This window comes from Streptomyces sp. NBC_00572, from assembly GCF_026341815.1.
Lineage (GTDB): Bacteria > Actinomycetota > Actinomycetes > Streptomycetales > Streptomycetaceae > Streptomyces.
Genome location: NZ_JAPENX010000001.1, coordinates 2,016,293 through 2,035,495, shown reverse-complemented (window position 1 = coordinate 2,035,495; position 19,203 = coordinate 2,016,293). Strand labels below are relative to the sequence as shown.

At 72.1% G+C, this 19,203-nt stretch carries 13 protein-coding genes; 10 read left to right on the top strand and 3 right to left on the bottom strand.

What is annotated here, in order from left to right; translation table 11 throughout:
* The first annotated feature begins 71 nt into the window (after nucleotides 1-71).
* Nucleotides 72-977: a cellulose-binding protein gene (locus OG514_RS09185; RefSeq protein ID WP_266892734.1), complete on the top strand. Its 906-nt coding sequence runs from the start codon at nucleotides 72-74 to the stop codon at nucleotides 975-977.
* A gap of 72 nt (nucleotides 978-1,049) precedes the next feature.
* Here the strand turns inward: OG514_RS09185 and OG514_RS09180 are convergent, their stop codons facing one another.
* Entirely contained in the window at nucleotides 1,050-1,688 is a 639-nt protein-coding gene (locus OG514_RS09180; RefSeq protein WP_266892732.1) for a helix-turn-helix domain-containing protein, read from the bottom strand.
* A 96-nt stretch (nucleotides 1,689-1,784) separates the two neighbouring features.
* Between OG514_RS09180 and OG514_RS09175 the strand changes: the two genes are divergently transcribed.
* From OG514_RS09175 to OG514_RS09160, 4 genes are all read left to right on the top strand, one after another.
* Nucleotides 1,785-3,227, top strand: coding sequence for an MFS transporter (locus OG514_RS09175; protein ID WP_266892730.1), 1,443 nt, complete (start codon nucleotides 1,785-1,787; stop codon nucleotides 3,225-3,227).
* 46 nt (nucleotides 3,228-3,273) lie between these two features.
* Nucleotides 3,274-3,654 (top strand): VOC family protein, encoded by a 381-nt coding sequence (locus OG514_RS09170; protein ID WP_266892728.1) that lies wholly within the window; start codon nucleotides 3,274-3,276, stop codon nucleotides 3,652-3,654.
* A gap of 69 nt (nucleotides 3,655-3,723) precedes the next feature.
* On the top strand, nucleotides 3,724-5,961 hold the full coding sequence (locus tag OG514_RS09165; protein ID WP_266892726.1) for a VCBS repeat-containing protein: 2,238 nt from the start codon (nucleotides 3,724-3,726) through the stop codon (nucleotides 5,959-5,961).
* A 116-nt stretch (nucleotides 5,962-6,077) separates the two neighbouring features.
* Entirely contained in the window at nucleotides 6,078-8,387 is a 2,310-nt protein-coding gene (locus OG514_RS09160) for a VCBS repeat-containing protein (RefSeq protein ID WP_266892724.1), read from the top strand.
* Between the two features lie 139 nt (nucleotides 8,388-8,526).
* Here the strand turns inward: OG514_RS09160 and OG514_RS09155 are convergent, their stop codons facing one another.
* The gene (locus OG514_RS09155) at nucleotides 8,527-9,006 is read right to left on the bottom strand and encodes an ATP-binding protein (protein WP_266892722.1); all 480 of its coding nucleotides are present in this window, start codon (nucleotides 9,004-9,006) and stop codon (nucleotides 8,527-8,529) included.
* 123 nt (nucleotides 9,007-9,129) lie between these two features.
* On the opposite strand from OG514_RS09155, the gene OG514_RS09150 reads away from it, so the two are divergent.
* Nucleotides 9,130-9,978, top strand: a complete 849-nt coding sequence (locus OG514_RS09150) for a helix-turn-helix transcriptional regulator (protein WP_266900800.1) — start codon at nucleotides 9,130-9,132, stop codon at nucleotides 9,976-9,978.
* Nucleotides 9,975-10,223 (top strand): DUF397 domain-containing protein, encoded by a 249-nt coding sequence (locus OG514_RS09145; protein WP_266892720.1) that lies wholly within the window; start codon nucleotides 9,975-9,977, stop codon nucleotides 10,221-10,223. The genes OG514_RS09150 and OG514_RS09145 overlap by 4 nt, the downstream gene beginning before the upstream one ends.
* A 65-nt stretch (nucleotides 10,224-10,288) precedes the next feature.
* On the opposite strand, the gene OG514_RS09140 is transcribed toward OG514_RS09145, so the two are convergent.
* On the bottom strand, nucleotides 10,289-11,827 hold the full coding sequence (locus OG514_RS09140; RefSeq protein WP_266900799.1) for an MFS transporter: 1,539 nt from the start codon (nucleotides 11,825-11,827) through the stop codon (nucleotides 10,289-10,291).
* 217 nt (nucleotides 11,828-12,044) lie between these two features.
* On the opposite strand from OG514_RS09140, the gene OG514_RS09135 reads away from it, so the two are divergent.
* From OG514_RS09135 to mfd, 3 genes are all read left to right on the top strand, one after another.
* On the top strand, nucleotides 12,045-12,833 hold the full coding sequence (locus OG514_RS09135; protein WP_055601397.1) for an ABC transporter ATP-binding protein: 789 nt from the start codon (nucleotides 12,045-12,047) through the stop codon (nucleotides 12,831-12,833).
* On the top strand, nucleotides 12,830-15,403 hold the full coding sequence (locus tag OG514_RS09130) for an ABC transporter permease (RefSeq protein WP_266892715.1): 2,574 nt from the start codon (nucleotides 12,830-12,832) through the stop codon (nucleotides 15,401-15,403). The genes OG514_RS09135 and OG514_RS09130 overlap by 4 nt, the downstream gene beginning before the upstream one ends.
* A 258-nt stretch (nucleotides 15,404-15,661) precedes the next feature.
* Complete coding sequence (gene mfd, locus OG514_RS09125) at nucleotides 15,662-19,201, top strand: transcription-repair coupling factor (RefSeq protein ID WP_266892713.1); 3,540 nt, start codon at nucleotides 15,662-15,664, stop codon at nucleotides 19,199-19,201.
* Nucleotides 19,202-19,203 lie beyond the last annotated feature (2 nt).

Genomic DNA, 19,203 nt, shown 5'->3' with positions numbered 1-19,203 from the left:
ACGTTGGGCGCCTTTTGTCCGTTCTGATGAAGCATCCTGGACGTTCGGGTCACAGGGAAGGGGCGCCAGGGATGAGTTTCGCTGTCGGACGGGGGCGCGGGTACCGGCCCGAGCAGGTCGACCGCCATCTCGCCGCACTCTCCGAGGACCGTGACGGAGCATGGGAGCGGGCCGCGCGGCTCACCGTCCTCGCGAAGGAGATGGAGGCCGAGGCGGCCAGGCTGCGCGAGGCCGTCGAGGCGCTCGTGCCGCACCGCTACGAAGCACTCGGCGACCGGGCGGGCAAGATCCTGGACCTGGCCGAGCAGGAGGACGAGACGCTCGTACGGGCGGCCGAGGCCGAGGCGCAGTCCCTCGCGGAGGCTGCCGAGGCGGCGGCCCGGGAGGCGGCGGAGTCCGCGCGGGCGTATGCGGAGGGCGTCCGGGCGGCTGCCGAGGCGGCGGCCCGCGCGACCCTGGAGGCGGCGCGGGGGCGGGCCGAGGAGCTGACGACGGAGGCGGGCCGCGAGGCGGAGGAGCGGCTGACCGGGGCGCGGCAGGTCTTCGAGGAGACCGAGCGGCGCGCGGCGGAACTGCTGGAGAAGCAGGGCGCGAAGCAGTCGGCGGCACGGGACGAGGCGGAGCGCACGGCGGAGGGCGAGGCGGCCGCCCTGGACGCCCGTCACGAGGAGCTGCTGACCCGGGCGGAGTCCCGGCTCGCCGAGGCGCAGCGGTCCCTGGCGGAGACCGAGGAGCAGGCCAGGCACGGCCAGGAGGATGCCGAAGCGAGGGCGGGGGAGCTGCTCACGGAGGCCCGGATGAAGGCGGAGCGGGCCGAGCGGGAGACGGAGCGGGTGCTGCGGGAGCACGAGGAGGCCCGGGACGAGATCCACGGCCACATGGAGCACATCCGCAACTCGCTGGCGGCGCTTACGGGGAGGGTGGGGCCGGACGAGGCTCAGGACCGGACTCCGGACGAGGCTCAGGACGAGTCGTAGGGGCCGGTCTGGCCGGACGGGGCTCAGGACGAGTCGTAGGGGCCGGTCTGGCCGGGCGAGCCGGGACGAGTCCTAGGGGCCGGTCTGGCCGGAGGAGCCGGGGCGAGTCTGCTGGGCCGGATCGGTCGTGGACGGTCCGGCGCGGACGACGGCCTGGTCTCCTCGTGGACCGAACAGGTGCAGGATCTCCACGGCGTTCGTGTCCGCGGGGCCGAACCAGTGGGGCTCGGTGGTGTCGAACTCGGCCACTTCGCCCGGCCGCAGCGTGAAGTCCCGCGCCCCGAGGATGAGGCGTAGCCGCCCGGCGAGGACGTAGAGCCATTCGTAGCCCTCGTGAGTGACCAGTTCCGGCTGCCGGGGTGCCAGTACCTGCTTGAAGACCTGCACTCGGCCCGGGTACTGCGTCAGGGGCACGAGGACGCTCCCGCGCTCCTTGCGCAGGGGCCGGAGGTGCACCCGGGGGTCACCGCTGGCCGGCGCCGCGACCAGCTGGTCGAGTGCCACGCGGTGCGCCCGTGCCAGCGGGATGAGCAGGTCCAGGGTCGGGCGCCGATGGCCCGATTCCACCCGGGACAGTGTGCTGACCGAGATCCCGGTCATGGCCGCGAGCGCTTCGAGGGTGAGTCCCCGGTCCCTGCGCAGGCTGCGCAGCCGTGGCCCGATGCCGTCGAGGATCTGCTCCAACTCCGCGTCGCCGGATCCCGTGTTCATGGATCCATTTTTGCAGTGTCCGCAAAATCGGTGGGCTGTGGCCGTCGCTCGGGCCGAGCCTTGCCGGGCATTGTTCCCGGACATCAGAGGTGGACCATGACTGCCGCGACGACCCTCCCTGTTCAACCCGTGCCGAGTGCGCGCAGACGCTGGACGGTACTGGCCGTCTGCTGCCTGAGCATGTTTCTGGTGGGCCTGGACACCACCATCGTCAATGTGGGTCTGCCTGCCATCGGGCGCGGCCTGGATGTCGGCACCCGCGGTCTCGAATGGATCGTGGACGCCTACACCCTCGTTCTGGCCAGTCTCCTGATCTCCTCCGGAGCACTGGCGGATCGCTTCGGACGCCGCCGGGTGTTCCAGTGCGGGCTGGTCCTGTTCGGCGCGGCCTCACTGCTCTGCGCCCTCGCTCCGTCGGCGGGCGTACTCGTCGCGGGCCGCGCCCTGCAGGGTGTCGGCGCCTCGATGCTCAGCCCGGTGGCGCTCGCGATCGTGGTGAACGCGATGCCCGACCCGAAGGAACGGGCGCAGGCGATCGGCATCTGGGCGTCGGTGTTCGGGCTGAGCATGGCCGCCGGACCGGTCACGGGCGGCGCTCTGCTGGCGGGGCTGGACTGGCGGGCGCTGTTCTGGATCAACGCACCCGTCATCGCGGCCGCTCTGCTGCTCAGCGCCGTGTTCGTACCGGAGTCCCGGGCGCCGCGGGCCCGGCGGCTCGATCTGCCCGGCCAGGTCCTGCTGACCGTGGTCCTCGCCGTCGTGGTCGGGGTCCTGATCGAGGGGCCGCGCATCGGCTGGACGTCGCCCACGGCGCTGGCGGGATACGTGGGGGCTGTCGTGGCGACAGCCGGATTCGTGGGGGTCGAGTCCCGCCGACGTGAGCCGCTGATGGATCTGCGGCTCTTCGGGCGGCCGGTCTTCAGCGGCGCGGTCCTGGGCGCGGTGGCGGTCTTCGTCGCCCTGAGCATGACGCTGCTCCTGAACACCCTCTATCTGCAGCACACTCGGGGATGGACGCCACTGGCCGCCGGAGTGGCGACCCTGCCCCTGGCCGTCGGAGCGACCCTCTGCGCCCCCTGGTCCGGCCGCATGGTCGGCCGTACGGGACCGCGGCTGCCGCTGCTCCTCGCCGGCGGTTTCATCACGGCCGGGGGGCTCTGCATGGTCCGGCTCACCCCGCACACGAGCGTGTTCCTGCTGCTGGCCGCATACGCGCTCATCGGCATCGGGTTCGGCTTCGCCAATGCCCCGATCACCAACACCGCGGTCAATGGACTGCCTCCCGCCCGCGCCGGCGTGGCCGGGGCGATCACCTCCACGGCACGGCAACTCGGCTCCGCCCTCGGCATCGCTCTCGCCGGCGGCCTGGTCGCGGCCACCGGCCCGACGGGGCTCGCGCACGCGTCCCGACCGGGCTGGATCCTGGTCGCCACCTGTGGCGTGCTGCTCTTCCTCGTCGCGCGCGTGTCCCAGCCCGGCGAAGGCCGCCGCGGTCGCCGCCTCACCAAGAGCCTCGTACAGCCTCGTAGTGCCTCGTGAAGCCTCGTCATGTCTCGTGAAGCTTCGTACTCCTAGGCTCCTCGTCATGCTGATGAAACTGACGGCGGTCAACCTCGACTGCGCCGACCCCCTGGCCCTCGCCGACTTCTACCACCGTGCCACCGGGCTCCCGCTCCACGCACGCTCGGACGGCGAGTTCGCCGGGCTCGGCGGCGGTGAGGACGGGCCGCTCCTCGGTTTCCAGCGGGTCGACGGCTACCGGCCGCCGACCTGGCCGGGCCCGGACGTGCCGCAGCAGCTGCACCTCGACTTCGACGTCGACGACCTGGACGAGGCGGTGGCCCGGCTCGTCGAGTGGGGTGCCATGGTGCCATCGGCCCAGCCGCGCCCCGACTTGTGGCGGGTCGTCCTGGACCCGGCCGGGCATCCCTTCTGCGTCTCGCCCCGGAAGCGGCCGGGCAGGTGACGAAGGCCGGTGGCGGCCGGAAGCCGTCCGTCGGCTAATCTCCCCTTTCCCAGGGGAGGGAACACCTACTTGAACTACGCACGCACGCGCGGCCGTCGTCTCGCGGCCGCCGCCGTCACCATCGTCCTCGCCGCCACGGGCGGCACGCTCACCGCGCTCCCGGCGACGGCCGCACCCGTGTCGGGGGCCGCGCAGGAGGACCAACAGACGATCGCGCCGTACCCGAAGGGGGACGTGGACGTCCTCGGCGGCGGCAGCGCCGGCTTCTTCACCCACACCCCGCGGACGCGCACCGTCAGCTGGACCCGGTACGCGGACGGCGTCACGACGCCGGTCATCGACGGCCTGCACACGGGTACGGGCGCGTACGCCGTCGCCTCGGACGTCCTGGTGAGAGGTGACCATGCGAACCAGCTCCTGGCGTCCCGGGTGCTCACGGTCCGCGACCTGGCCTCCGGGGCGGAGCCGTACGTCGTCGACCTCGCCGCGCTGGAGAAGGACGGCGCGACCTACTCCTACCGGGGTGTCGTCGGCGGCACGCTCGTCGTCGCCGTGCGGAAGGCGGACGGCACCGTCGAGGGCCGGCTGCTCGTCCCCGGACCGGGGGGCCCGCAGCAGCGGGTGATCACCGGGCTGCCCGCCGACCAGGCCGGCTTCACCGTCGTGCAGCAGGGCGGCACCATGTCCGGATCCGCCCTGCTGTACGTGTCGGCAGGGCCGGTGGACGCCCGCCGCTCCACCCGGGCGGTCCTGGACCTCGCGTCCGCCACGGTCACCGACGCCGTCCCGGTGCCCGCCTCCCTGGACCATCGCCAGTCGGGGGCCCTGTCGGCATCGCATGTCGCCTGGGGCGACCCGGAGGACCTCCTCCACCTGGCCGTCGGCCTCCGCGGCTCCGACAGCATGCGGCGTACCACCGTCCCCACGTACTACCGGTACGGTCTGGTGGGGGATTGGCTGGTCTTCGGCGCGCCCGGCGAGGGCTGGTCCCCGTTGCAGGCGGAACGTGCCGACGGCAGCGGCGGCAGAGTGCAGATCCTCGACCGCGTGGAATCGCTGGCACCCGGCCCGGACGGCTCCCTGCTGGCCAGGGGCGGGACGATCGCGCACGGTGAGGGGCTCTACCGCGTCACGGCCGGGGCGGAGGGCGCCCCGGTCGCCGAACTCGTCGCCACCACCGGCGAACCGAGCGTCCTCGTGTACGGCGGTGCCGACATCCCCGCCACGATCGACTTCGACCGTCTGGACGGCGTCGACCTCCGCTGGCGCCTGTCCCGGCAGAACGCGTACGCGAACGTCACGATCACCCGCAGGACCGGCACCGGGCGCGTCGAGTCGGTCGAACGCAGGGGCCTGAAGGCCATGGGGGACGACGCCGTCGGCTTCCACTGGAACGGCGAGGACCTCGTCACCCCGGGGAGGCCCGCCCCGGCGGGCACGTACACCTGGACGTTCGAGGCGAAGCCGCGCGACGGGGTCGGCGAACCGGTCCGTGGCTCCGGCACGTTCACCGTCCGCCGTACCCCCGGCCTGCACGACTACGACGGCAACGGCGCGCCCGAACTGTTCGCTCTGGAGCGGAACGGCGGACCGTTCAAGTCCGTCGACATCGTCCCGGGAACGCCCGGCACACCACCCGCCCTCCGCGAGAAGACGGTCATCGCCGGGTACGCCTACGACCGGATCGAGTCGTCGGGTGACCTCGCGGGGTCGCCCCTCGCCGACCTCGTGGCCCGCGACGGGAGCGGCGTGCTCTGGCTGCACCGGGGCTCCGGCGACCGGCAGCGGCCGCTCCTCGACCGCGTACGGGTCGGCGGCGGCTGGAACACGTACGACCACCTTGCGGGCGGCAGCGACGTCACCGGCGACGGCCGGGCCGACCTCGTCGCCACCGACCGGGCCGGCGTCCTGTGGGCCTACCCGGGCACCGGCGACGCCACGTCCCCCTTCGGCGCGCGCAAGCGGGTCGGCGGCGGATGGGGGATCTACAACGACGTGACCGCGACCGGGAACCTCGCCGGAGGCCCTGCCGGTGACCTGCTCGCCCGGGACCGGGCCGGTGTCCTCTGGCTGTACCTCGGCAAGGGGGACGGGACCTTCGCGCCGCGTACGCGGGTCGGCGGCGGCTGGGACGGGTTCGAGGAACTGGTCGCGATCGGCGACGTGAACTCCGACGGCCGCCAGGACCTCCTCGCCCGCACCGGTGCGCTCGTCTCCTACTACCTGGGCTCCGGTGACTGGAAGGCCCCCTTCAGGGCCGGCCCCCGGCGCGAGTCCACGACGCTGGGCACCGACCGCGTCTTCTGACCCGTCGCCCGTTCCGCATCCCGTTCCGCAGGCCGGGGTCCGCGCACGCTGCCGCGCGGACCCCGGCCGGTGCGATCCGGCCCCGCTCCTTCGTCATCCACGGAAAGAACCCCTACGTGAAGCACGCGTATCCGCGCGGCCGTCGTCTCGCGGCCGCCGCCGTCACCCTCGTCCTCGCCGCCACGGGCGGTGCGCTCACCGCGCTCCCGGCAACGGCCGCGCCCGCGCCCGCGCCGGGGGCCGCGCAGGAGGACCAGCAGGCCCCCGTGCCGTTCCCGCGCAACGCCGACGTCGTCGGCGCGGGCCCGAGCGGCTTCCTGTCGCAGACGCGCGGCGGCACGCCGGAGTTCCGCTGGACCTGGTACGCGGACGGCTCGTCGATCGTGCTGCCCGGGGCCACCACGGCCGCCGCCGGCGGTACGGACCTCGTCGTCACCGTCGACCGGACCGCGCCCGTCGCCGGGCGGGTGCTCAAGGTCTACGACCTGTCGACGCCCGCCACCGCCGCCGTGGCACCGCAGGAGGTGGACCTCGAAGCGCTCGGCGACGGCTACTTCTTCGAGGGCCTGGCAGGCAAGACCCTGCTCCTCGGGCGGTACGAGGCATCCGGCACCGTGCGGCAGTACGCCGCCACTCTCGACGGCTCGACGCCGAAGCCCAGGTGGGTCGAAGGGGCGGCCGGCATCGACTGCTACAACGGATACGACGGTTGGACGGACACCGGTTCCGCGCTCTACGAGTGCGAGTTCACCGAGGTCGGGCTGAGCAGCAAGGTCCTCGTCGATTTCGCCTCGGGTACCCGGAAGACGTACGTGCAGTCCTCCGACGAGTACGCCCGGCCGGGCGCGGTCTCCGCCACGCACGTCGCCTGGCGTGAGGCGCGGATGTCGGGAAGCCGTTCCCTCCACGGGATCGTCGCCCACCAGCGAGACAAGACCGACGAACTGTGGATCCCGTCGGACGACCCGCTGGAAGACCCGGTGTACCTGGTCGGCAGCTGGGTGGCGTCCGGCCAGAAGGCCCACATCGACGCGCCCGCCCCCGGCGGCGCGGCCGCCGGGACGGTGCGGCCGTTCACCCTGCAGTCGATCGAGACCGGCGAGAAGGAGACCGTCCTCACCGCGTTCTCCTCGGCCGTCGCCGGTCCCGGCGGCAGCCTCCTGGTGCGCGGTGGCACCCCCGAGCACGGAGAGGGCCTCTATCGGATCGCGCCGCGTGCCGACGGCGGCCTGCCCGACGTCGAACTGGTCGCGTCGACGGGGCAGTCGACCGTCATCACCCTCACCGGCTCCAGCACGCCCAAGACGCTTTCCGGCGAGCAGCTCGCCGGAGGGGTCGACTTCAGCTGGGACCTGTCCCGAGGGGACGCGTCCGTACAGGTCAGCCTGAAGCACATCCGCAGCGGGCGGTCGATCCTCACGACGTGGCCCGCCCCCGCCGACGGCGCCGACGGGACACCGGGCCGGGTCACCTGGCACTGGGACGGCAAGGACCTGGAGCGCCTGGACGGGGTGCTGAGCCCGGCCCGTTCAGGAGAGTACGAGTGGCAGTTCTCCGCGCGGCCCGAGGAAGGGGTGGGCCCCGCGCTGGTCACCTCCGGCCGGTTCACGGTCAACCGGCCCCCGATGCCGCACGACTTCGACGGCGATGGCGGCGTGGACCTGTTCGCCCGGGAGCCGGGCGGTCTGCTGCGCGGCTTCCAGACCCAGCCCGTCGCGGTCGGCGGTTCGGTCAAGCGCGCCACCTGGGGCGTCATCGGCGCCGGCTGGCAGGCCTACGACCGGATCGAGACGGCCGGGAACATCGCGGGCGCGACCTGGCCGGACGTCCTCGCCCGGGACACCGCCGGAACCCTGTGGCTCTACCAGGGCAACGGCGACCGGGCGCAGCCCCTCTCCGGCCGCACCCGGATCGGCGGCGGCTGGCAGGTGTACGACCGGATCGCGGCCGGCAGCGACGTCACCGGCGACGGCCGGCCCGACCTCCTCGCCACCGACAAGTCCGGTGTCCTGTGGCTCTACGCGGGCACCGGGAACGCCAACGTGCCCTTCTCCGCCGCCAAGCGGGTGGGCGGCGGCTGGGGCGTCTACAACGAGCTCTCGGCGGTCGGGAACTTCGCCGGCGGCCCCGCCGGCGACCTCCTCGCCCGGGACAAGGACGGCGTCCTCTGGCTGTACCTCGGCAAGGGCGACGGTACCTTCGCCGCCCGCAGCCGGGTCGGCGGCGGCTGGGGCGGCTTCCTGAACCTCGTCGGCGTCGGCGACGCCAACGGCGACGGACGCGCCGACCTCATGGTCTCCACCACTCCCACCCCGTCCGCCTGGGGCGTCAGCTTCTACGCCGGTACGGGGGACTGGAAGGCGCCCCTCAAGGCCGGGGTGAAGACCGACGCCACGAGCTGGGCGCGGTACGACGCCGTCTTCTAGACGCACCCGGCCGCGGGCACACGGCCCCTACGACGGCATCCGCCCCGGCCTCGCCCCGTGGTTCCGTCGCGTCGTCGACGCCGCCGCGCGCCCGGGGCATCGACCCCGACACGGCCACCTGGGAGTAGGGCGGGGCTCCTCAGGGCAGGGCGCACTCCGCCCACACCGTCTTCCCGGGCGCCCCGGGCCTCGGGCACCAGCCCCAGCGGTCGGCGAGCGCGTCGACGAGCAGCAATCCCCGGCCCCCGTCCGTCAGTTCCGGACCGGGGTCGGGGAGCTTTCCGGGCCGGGGCGGTACGCGCTCCGCCCGCGTGTCGCTCACCTCGACCCGGGCGAGCCCGCCGGTGACGCGCAGGGAGAGCCGGAAGTCCCGCCCCGGCACGTGCCCATGCCGCACGGCGTTCGTCGCCAGCTCGGAGGCGACGAGAACGACGGTCTCGTGCGGCCCGGTCCCGTACGGGACGCCCCACTCGTCCAGCCGGACGGCGACGAGGCGGCGCGCGAGCCGGGCGCCCCTTGCGGTCGACGTGAACCGCAGGGAGAAGATCCTGCTGCCCAAGTAAGGAGAGAGCGCGGGGAGTTGGGTGGTGCTGGTGGGGGTGAGGTTGTTGCTCGTCATGCTCCCACGCTCCTCTTGGTGGCGTAGCGTGACCACTGGTGACGCACCGACGTGATGAGCTTGTACGTGCCGTGTCGGTGCCGGTACGAGAGGCGGGGCGCGGTGGCGGAAGAGCAGGCGGGCGTGGAGCCGGAGTCGGGGCCAGAGGTGGACGCGGGCCAGACGGCGGAGAAGTCCGCGCAAGGCGTGGTGACGGCGTTCGGGCAGAGCCTGAAGACGCTGCGGACGCGGGCGGGGATGGAACGCGAGGAGTTCGGCAAGCGGCTGGGCTACTCGGCGTCGACCATCGCGTCGTTCGAGCAGGGCCGGAGAATTCCGCCGCCGCGCGCGATCGACCGCGCCGATGAAGTGCTGGACGCGGGCGGGCTGTTGAAGGTCTGGAAAGACCAGCTGGAGAGGGCGCAGTACCCGGCGTTCTTCCAGGGGATGGCGCAGCTGGAGAAGCAGGCCATAGAGCTGCTGGCGTACGACACGCTGGCAGTCAAGGGGCTGTTGCAGACCGAGGAGTACATGCGAGCGGTGCTGAGTAACCGGCGTCCACCGCTCGACGCCGAGACCATCGAGCAGCGCGTGACCGCGCGGCTGGCTCGACAGGCCATCTTCGAGCGCCGCCCCGCACCCTTCCTCAGCTTCGTTATGTGCGAATCCGTCTTGCGGCGCAAGGTCGGCGGCAGGGAGGTGCTGCGCGGCCAGCTGGAGCAGCTCCTCCTCATCGGCGGGCAAAGGAATGTCGAGATCCAGGTCATGCCACTCGATTGTGAGGACAACGCGGGCTTGGAAGGGCCGTTCACGGTCGTCACCCGCGAGGACGGCAAGAGATTTGTCTACGCCGAAGCCCAGAGCACCAGTGCCCTGGAGACCGACCCCAAGCAGACGGTTCTTGCTGCAGCCCGCTATGGGATCATCCGGTCGCAGGCTCTCAGCCCGCGAGAGTCACTGGAGTTGATCGAGAAACTGTTGGGAGAGCTATGAACAGCGCGGAGACCCTCGCCTGGTTCAAGAGCAGTTACAGCGGCGGTGACGGCGGCGACTGCATCGAGGTCGCGTTCGCCTGGTTCAAGAGCAGCTACAGCGGAGCCGAGGGCGGCGACTGCATCGAGGTAGCGACCCGCGCGGGAGCCGTCCACGTCCGTGACTCCAAGGACGTGGCCCGCCCGGCCCTCCGAGTCTCGCAGGACGCCTGGGCCGGCTTCGTCGGGCTTGCCTCGGCCGAGTAGTACAGCCACCGCTTGTACGCGCGCGAGCCCGCCTGTCCGCGTCGGAAGGCGGGCTCTCGCCTTCCCTACGGTGCCTGGTCCTCGCCCCGGGCGTCCCCCGTCGCCTCCTTCAACACCGGGAAGCGGCGCGGTGCCAGGGTCAGGAGGACCAGGAGGGCGAGGGCGGCCGCGCCCGCCGCGCCCACGAAGACGTAGTCCACCGCCGTGTCGACCGCGCGGCGCAGGCCGTCCATCGTCTCGGCCGTCAGGGAGCCGGGGGCGTCCAGCGCGCGGGCCAGGGTGTCCAGGTCGCCGCCGCCCAGGCGGGCGGCGAGGACGCCGTTCGCGACGGCGCCGAAGACCGCCGCGCCGACGCTCTGTCCGACCTGGCGGCAGAAGAGGACCGACGCGGTCGTCGTACCGCGCTCCTCGTACGGGACGGTCGACTGCACGCCCACGATCAGCGGCAGTTGGAAGAGGCCGAGCGCGCCGCCGAGCAGCAGCATGATCAGGGCCGGCTGCCAGGGTTCCCCCGGGAACGGGAGGAACGGGAAGGCGAGCAGCAGGGCCAGCGCGAGCGAGATGCCGATGACGGCCGTCAGGCGGAAGCCGATCCTGCCGTACACCCGGTTCGAGAACGCCGCCGTGATGGGCCAGCTCAGGGTCATCACCGACAGGACGAACCCGGCGGCTATCGGGCCGAGGCCCAGGACGGACTGGGCGTACGTCGGCAGGAAGACCGTCGGCGCGACCATGAGCAGGCCCAGCGCGCCCAGGGCGAGGTTGACGGCGGATATCGTGCGGCGGCGCCAGATCCAGCCGGGGATGATCGGTTCGGCAGCGCGCCGCTCGACGAGGACCGTCACCGCGCCCAGGACGGCCGCCCCGGTCAGGAGGCCGAGGGACGGGGCCGACAGCCAGGGCCAGGCGACGCCGCCCTGGACCAGGGCCGTGAGGAGGAGTGCTCCCGTGGCGAAGATCGACAGGGCTCCCGCCCAGTCGATCCGGACGCGCTCGCGCGGCGTGGTGCGGGCGGCGGCCGGTTCCTTCAGGTGCCTGACGATCAGCCACAGCGCCACCAGGCCCACCGGCAGGTTGATCAGGAAGATCCAGCGCCAGTCCGCGTACCCCGCGAGGAGTCCGCCGGCCGCCGGGCCCGCGACCGAGGAGGCGGCCCAGACGGAGGAGAGCTTCGCCTGGATCTTGGGGCGTTCCTTCAGCGGGTACAGGTCGGCGGCGATCGTCTGGATCGTGCCCTGGAGCGCGCCGCCGCCGAGGCCCTGGACGACGCGGAAGGCGATGAGGGCGGCCATGTTCCAGGCGGCCGCGCACAGGAGGGAGCCGATGAGGAATAGGACGACCCCGGCGATCAGGACCGGCTTGCGGCCGAAGGTGTCGCTGAGCTTCCCGTACACGGGCAGGGTGACGGTCACGGCGAGCAGATAGCCGGAGAACAGCCAGGAGAAGACGGCGAGTCCGCCGAGGTCGCCGACGATCTGGGGGACGGCGGTGGACACGATCGTGCCGTCGATGGCGGCGAGGCCCATGCCGAGCATCAGGGCGGCCACTACGGGACCGCGGTGTGCGGCTGGGGTGGTCGGAACCGCTTGCGCGACCCCCTTCACGTACGGCTCCGTCACCGCGGCGTTCCTTTCTTCGTACACCTAAATGTTCGGGGTCAGGGTCCCACCAAGCCCACGGGTGGAGGAACCCCTAGGGGCATCTCCCCCTTACGGGCCAGGGGTGCTTCGTCCCGGCGGAGGAGGAGAACCGGCCTTCGCGGTTCTTAACTTGAACTTACAAACCACCCACTGCTCCACTCACCGCTCCGAGGAGAAAACCGTGACCACGGCTGTGACCATCCCCAGGCACGGGGGTACTGGAGGGCGTACGGCCGTCGCCGCGCGGGCGCGTCAGGTCGTCAAGGCGTACGGCTCCGGGGAGACCCGGGTCGTCGCGCTGGACTCCGTCGACGTCGACATCGCCCGCGGACAGTTCACCGCGATCATGGGACCCTCGGGTTCCGGCAAATCGACCCTGATGCACTGCCTCGCCGGGCTCGACACCGTCACCAGCGGCGAGATCTTCCTCGACGAGACCGAGATCACCCGGCTCAAGGACAAGAAGCTCACACAGCTGCGCCGGGACCGGATCGGCTTCATCTTCCAGGCGTTCAACCTGCTGCCGACCCTGAGCGCCATCGAGAACATCACGCTGCCGATGGACATCGCCGGCCGCAAGCCCGACGCCGAGTGGCTGCGCCGGGTCGTCGACACCGTCGGTCTCTCCGAGCGGCTCAAGCACCGGCCGAACGAGCTCTCCGGCGGTCAGCAGCAGCGTGTGGCCGTGGCCCGCGCGCTCGCCGCCCGGCCCGAGATCATCTTCGGGGACGAGCCGACCGGAAACCTGGACTCGCGGGCGGGCGCCGAAGTCCTCGGCTTCCTCCGCACCTCGGTCGACGAACTGGGCCAGACGATCGTCATGGTCACCCACGACCCGGTCGCCGCCTCCTACGCGGACCGGGTCCTCTACCTCGCCGACGGGCGGATCGTGGACGAGATGCTCCGGCCGACCGCCGACGCCGTCCTCGACCGCATGAAGGACTTCGACGCGCGCGGGCGGACGTCATGAGTGTCCTGAAGACCTCGCTGCGCAACTTCTTCGCGCACAAGGGGCGGATGGCGCTCTCCGCCGTCGCCGTCCTGCTCTCCGTCGCCTTCGTCAGCGGCACCCTCGTGTTCACCGACACCATGAACACGACGTTCGACAAGCTCTTCGCCTCGACCGCCTCCGACGTCACCGTCAGCCCCAAGGGCGCGGCGGTCGAGGACGGGACCGGGGCGACCGGCCGCCCCGAGTCCTTCCCCGCCTCGCTCGTCGAGCAGGTCCGGAAGACCGAGGGCGTCCAGGCCGCGCAGGGCTCGGTCATCTCGACGAGCGTCACCGTCGTCGACGCGAAGAACAAGAACCTCGGCCCCACCGGCGGCGCTCCGACCATCGCCGTCAACTGGAGCCCGAACGAGCTGCGTTCGGTGGAGATCGCCTCCGGCCATGAGCCGCGCGGTCCCACCGAGGTGATCGTCGACGGCGCCACCGCCGAGAAGCACGGCCTGAAGCTCGGCGACGCGCTGCGGACGATCTCCGTCACCGGTGACTTCACCGCGAAGATCTCCGGCATCGTCGAGTTCAAGGTCACCAACCCGGGCGCCACCGTCGTCTACTTCGACACCGCCACCGCGCAGCGCGAACTCCTCGGCAAGGAAGGCCTGTTCACCCAGGTCACGGCCGATGCGAAGCCCGGTGTCAGCGACGACGCCCTGAAGAAGAACATCGCCGCCTCGATCGGCGGCGGCTACAAGCTGCAGACCGCCGCAGAGGCCGCCGACGCGGGCCGCGAGGACGTCGCGAGCTTCCTCGACGTCATGAAGTACGCGATGCTCGGCTTCGCCTTCATCGCCTTCATCGTCGGCATCTTCCTCATCGTCAACACCTTCTCCATGCTGGTCGCCCAGCGCACCCGCGAGATCGGTCTCATGCGGGCCATCGGCTCCAGCCGCAAGCAGGTCAACCGCTCCGTCCTCGTCGAGGCGCTGCTCCTCGGCTTCTTCGGCTCGGTCGCCGGTGTCGGCGCGGGCGTCGGCCTCGCCGTCGGTCTCATGAAGCTGATGTCCGCGGTGGGCATGGAACTCTCCACCCGCGACCTCACCGTCAAGTGGACGACCCCGGCCGTCGGTCTCGCCCTCGGCATCGTCGTCACCGTCCTCGCCGCCTACATCCCGGCCCGCCGCGCCGGGAAGGTCTCCCCGATGGCCGCCCTCCGGGACGCGGGCACCCCCGCCGACGGCAAGGCCGGCCGGGTGCGCGGCGGAATCGGTCTCGCCCTCACCGCCGCCGGAGCGGCCGCGCTCGTGGCGGCGGCCCGCGCCGCGGAGGCCGGCCCCGGCTCCCTCTGGCTCGGACTCGGCGTCGTCCTCTCCCTCCTCGGCTTCGTCGTCATCGGCCCGCTCCTCGCGGGCGGTGTCGTCCGCGCCCTGGGCGTCGTCGTCCTGCGGATCTTCGGCCCGGTCGGCCGGATGGCCGAACGGAACGCGCTCCGCAACCCGCGCCGCACCGGCGCCACCGGCGCGGCCCTGATGATCGGCCTCGCGCTCGTCGCCGCCCTGTCGGTCGTCGGCTCCTCGATGGTCGCCTCGGCCACCGACGAGCTGGACCGGTCCGTCGGCGCCGACTTCATCGTGCAGTCCGGCACCGGGCAGCCGATCGTGCCGCAGGCCCAGGCCGCCATGGAGAAGACCCCGGGCCTGGACCACGTCAGCGAGTACAAGTGGGTCGACGCCACCGTCACCGACCCCCGCGGCAAGACCACGAAGGCCGACCTGGCCGCCACCGACCCGTCGTACATGAAGGACCTGCGTCGGGAGACCGCCGCCGGCACCCTCGCCGACGCCTACGGCAAGGGCGCCATGTCGGTCGGCAGCGACTACGCCACCGAGCACGGTGTGAAGGTCGGCGACGTGCTGACCGTCGCCTTCAAGGGCGGCGAGAAGGCGAAGCTGAAGGTCGCGGCGATCACCGCCGACACCGGCCAGGTCGACAAGGGGGCGATGTACACCAACGTCACCACCCTCGCCGAGTACGTCCCCGCCGAGCGGATGCCGCAGAGCCTGCTGGTCCTCGCCAGCGCGAAGGACGGCCAGGAGACCCAGGCCTACCAGGCCCTCAAGGACGCGCTCGCGCCGTACCCGCAGTACAAGGTGAGCAACCAGGCGGACTACAAGGAAGAGCTGCAGGACCAGGTCGGGCAGCTGCTCAACATCGTGTACGGGCTCCTCGCCCTGGCGATCGTCGTCGCGGTCCTGGGCGTCGTGAACACCCTGGCCCTGTCGGTCGTCGAGCGGACCCGGGAGATCGGCCTCATGCGGGCCATCGGCCTCTCCCGCCGCCAGCTGCGCCGCATGATCCGCCTGGAGTCGGTGGTGATCGCCCTGTTCGGCGCGCTGCTCGGCCTGGGCCTGGGCATGGGCTGGGGCACCGCCGCCCAGAAGCTCCTGGCCCTGGAAGGCCTCGGGGTCCTGGAGATCCCCTGGTCGACGATCCTGACCGTCTTCGTCGGATCGGCCTTCGTGGGCCTCTTCGCGGCCCTGGTCCCGGCCTTCCGGGCGGGCCGGATGAACGTCCTGAACGCGATCGCGAGCGAGTAGCGGTCGCGGGACGGAACGGGGGAACGGGGGAGTACGGCCCCGGTGCGCACGCACCGGGGCCGGACCCGTCGTTACGACGGGTCCGGGTGCCGGCCGCTTCACTCTCCCGGGTGGCGCCTTTCCTTCGGGCGAGTGACAGTGGCACGTCGTAGGCTGGTCACTTGCCGGGCCGTACGCGTCCGGTACCACCCCGGCCCGTGAGACGTGTCGGGCTGTTCGCGTTGCCCGCCCCCGTCACCCACCGGGATGGAAAGCTTCATGAGCCTGCACGGCCTGCTCGATGTAGTCGTCAAGGACACCGCCCTCGCCGAGGCCGTGAAGGCCGCCGCCGACGGGAACCGCCCGCACGTGGACCTGGTCGGCCCGGCGGCCGCGCGGCCCTTCGCCGTCGCCGCGCTCGCCCGGGACTCGGGGCGGCCGGTGCTCGCGGTGACCGCGACCGGACGGGAGGCCGAGGACCTCGCCGCCGCGCTGCGGTCGCTGCTCGACCCGGACAGGGTCGTCGAGTACCCCTCCTGGGAGACCCTGCCGCACGAGCGGCTCTCGCCCCGCTCCGACACCGTCGGCCGCCGTCTCGCCGTACTGCGCCGGCTCGCGCACCCGAGGGACGACGACCCGGCGGCCGGCCCCGTCAGCGTCGTCGTCGCACCCATCCGCTCCGTGCTCCAGCCGCAGGTCAAGGGCCTCGGTGACCTGGAGCCGGTGGCGCTGCGCTCGGGGCAGACGGCGGACCTGAACGAGATCGTGGAGGGCCTCGCGGCCGCCGCGTACTCGCGCGTGGAGCTGGTCGAGAAGCGCGGCGAGTTCGCCGTGCGCGGCGGCATCCTGGACGTCTTCCCGCCGACCGAGGAGCACCCGCTCCGGATCGAGTTCTGGGGCGACGACGTCGAGGAGATCCGTTACTTCAAGGTCGCCGACCAGCGGTCCCTCGAAGTGGCCGAGCACGGACTCTGGGCGCCGCCCTGCCGTGAGCTGCTGCTCACCGCGGACGTACGGGAGCGGGCGGCGGCGCTCGCCGAGGCCCACCCGGAGCTGGGCGAGCTCCTGAACAAGATCGCGGAGGGGATCGCGGTCGAGGGCATGGAGTCCCTCGCGCCGGTCCTCGTCGACGACATGGAACTGCTGCTCGACGTCCTCCCCGAGGGTTCCATGGCCGTGGTCTGCGACCCGGAGCGGGTGCGGACGAGGGCCTCGGACCTGGTGGCGACCTCCCAGGAGTTCCTCCAGGCGTCGTGGGCGGCCACGGCGGGCGGCGGCGAGGCCCCGATCGACGTCGGCGCGGCCTCGCTGTGGGGGATCGCGGACGTCCGGGACCGGGCGCGCGAGCTGGGGATGGCCTGGTGGTCGGTGTCGCCGTTCGCGGCGGACGCGACGGCCGACGGCTCCGGCGGGGACACCCTCACCCTCGGCATGCACGCCCCCGAGTCGTACCGCGGCGACACCGCCCGCGCGCTCGCCGACACCAAGGGCTGGCTGGCCGACGGCTGGCGCACGGTCTACGTCACGGAGGCCCACGGCCCCGCGACCCGTACGGTCGAGGTCCTCGGCGGCGAGGGCATCGCCGCCCGCCTCGACGCCGACCTGGCGGAGATCTCGCCGTCGGTCGTGCACGTGGCGACCGGCTCCATCGACTACGGCTTCGTGGACGCGGCCCTCAAGCTCGCCGTCCTCACCGAGACCGACCTGTCCGGCCAGAAGGCGGCCGGCAAGGACGGCCAGCGGATGCCGGCCAAGCGCCGCAAGACCATCGACCCGCTGACCCTGGAGGTCGGCGACTACATCGTGCACGAGCAGCACGGTGTCGGCCGGTACGTGGAGATGGTCCAGCGGACCGTGCAGGGCGCGACCCGCGAGTACCTCCTCGTCGAGTACGCCCCCGCCAAGCGAGGCCAGCCCGGCGACCGGCTGTACATCCCGACCGACCAGCTGGAGCAGGTCACCAAGTACGTGGGCGGCGAGGCGCCGACCCTGCACCGGCTCGGCGGCGCGGACTGGACGAAGACGAAGGCGCGCGCGAAGAAGGCCGTCAAGGAGATCGCGGCCGACCTGATCAAGCTGTACTCGGCGCGCATGGCCGCCCCCGGGCACGCCTTCGGCTCCGACACCCCGTGGCAGCGCGAGCTGGAGGACGCCTTCCCGTACGCGGAGACGCCCGACCAGCTGTCCACCATCGCCGAGGTGAAGGAGGACATGGAGAAGACCGTCCCCATGGACCGTCTGATCTGCGGCGACGTCGGCTACGGCAAGACGGAGATCGCGGTACGGGCGGCCTTCAAGGCGGTCCAGGACGGCAAGCAGGTCGCGGTCCTCGTCCCGACGACGCTGCTCGTGCAGCAGCACTTCGGCACGTTCAGCGAGCGTTACTCCCAGTTCCCGGTGAAGGTACGGGCGTTGTCCCGCTTCCAGACGGACACCGAGGCGAAGGCGACCCTGGAGGGCATGCGGGAGGGCTCGGTCGACGTCGTCATCGGCACCCACCGCCTCTTCGCCTCCGAGACCAAGTTCAAGGACCTGGGCCTGGTCGTCGTCGACGAGGAGCAGCGGTTCGGCGTCGAGCACAAGGAGCAGCTGAAGAAGCTCCGTGCCAACGTCGACGTCCTCACCATGTCGGCCACGCCCATCCCCCGTACGCTCGAAATGGCGGTGACGGGCATCCGCGAGATGTCCACGATCACCACCCCGCCGGAGGAGCGGCACCCGGTCCTCACCTTCGTCGGCCCGTACGAGGAGAAGCAGATCGGCGCCGCGATCCGGCGTGAACTCCTGCGCGAGGGCCAGGTCTTCTACATCCACAACCGGGTCGACTCCATCGACCGGGCGGCGGCGCGGCTGCGCGAGATCGTGCCGGAGGCGCGGATCGCGACGGCGCACGGCCAGATGAGCGAGACCGCCCTGGAGCAGGTCGTCGTCGACTTCTGGGAGAAGAAGTTCGACGTGCTGGTCTCCACGACGATCGTCGAGTCCGGCATCGACATCTCCAACGCCAACACCCTGATCGTGGAGCGCGGCGACAACTTCGGTCTCTCGCAGCTTCACCAGCTGCGCGGCCGCGTCGGCCGAGGCCGCGAGCGGGGCTACGCGTACTTCCTGTACCCGCCGGAGAAGCCGCTGACGGAGACCGCGCACGAGCGGCTCGCGACGATCGCCCAGCACACCGAGATGGGCGCCGGCATGTACGTGGCGATGAAGGACCTGGAGATCCGCGGCGCGGGCAACCTGCTCGGCGGCGAGCAGTCCGGCCACATCGCGGGCGTCGGCTTCGACCTGTACGTACGGATGGTCGGCGAGGCGGTCGCGGACTACCGGGCGCAGATGGAAGGCGGGGTGGAGGAGGAGGCCCCGCTGGAGGTCAAGATCGAGCTTCCGGTCGACGCCCACATGCCGCACGACTACGCACCGGGCGAGCGGCTCCGCCTCCAGGCGTACCGCTCGATCGCCTCCGCGAACTCGGAGGAGGACATCCGGGCGGTCCGCGAGGAACTCACCGACCGCTACGGCAAGTTGCCGGAGCCGGTCGAGAACCTCCTCCTGGTGGCCGGCCTGCGCATGCTGGCCCGCGCCTGCGGCGTCGGCGAGATCGTCCTCCAGGGCCCGAACATCCGCTTCGCCCCGGTGGAGCTGCGCGAGTCGCAGGAAATGCGCCTTAAGCGGCTGTACCCGCGCACGGTGATCAAGCCGGCGGTCCACCAGATCCTGGTGCCGCGCCCGACGGCGGGCAAGATCGGCGGAAAGCCGGTGGTCGGACGCGAACTGCTCGCGTGGACCGGGGAGTTCCTGACGACGATTCTCGGCTCGTAGGG

What these genes read in the sequence shown, in the direction of transcription:
- OG514_RS09185 (WP_266892734.1), top strand. Translation starts at nt 72, where the DNA reads ATGAGTTTCGCTGTCGGACGGGGGCGCGGGTACCGGCCCGAGCAGGTC.
- OG514_RS09180 (WP_266892732.1), bottom strand. Translation starts at nt 1,688, where the DNA reads ATGAACACGGGATCCGGCGACGCGGAGTTGGAGCAGATCCTCGACGGC.
- OG514_RS09175 (WP_266892730.1), top strand. Translation starts at nt 1,785, where the DNA reads ATGACTGCCGCGACGACCCTCCCTGTTCAACCCGTGCCGAGTGCGCGC.
- OG514_RS09170 (WP_266892728.1), top strand. Translation starts at nt 3,274, where the DNA reads ATGCTGATGAAACTGACGGCGGTCAACCTCGACTGCGCCGACCCCCTG.
- OG514_RS09155 (WP_266892722.1), bottom strand. Translation starts at nt 9,006, where the DNA reads ATGACGAGCAACAACCTCACCCCCACCAGCACCACCCAACTCCCCGCG.
- OG514_RS09145 (WP_266892720.1), top strand. Translation starts at nt 9,975, where the DNA reads ATGAACAGCGCGGAGACCCTCGCCTGGTTCAAGAGCAGTTACAGCGGC.
- OG514_RS09130 (WP_266892715.1), top strand. Translation starts at nt 12,830, where the DNA reads ATGAGTGTCCTGAAGACCTCGCTGCGCAACTTCTTCGCGCACAAGGGG.
- mfd (WP_266892713.1), top strand. Translation starts at nt 15,662, where the DNA reads ATGAGCCTGCACGGCCTGCTCGATGTAGTCGTCAAGGACACCGCCCTC.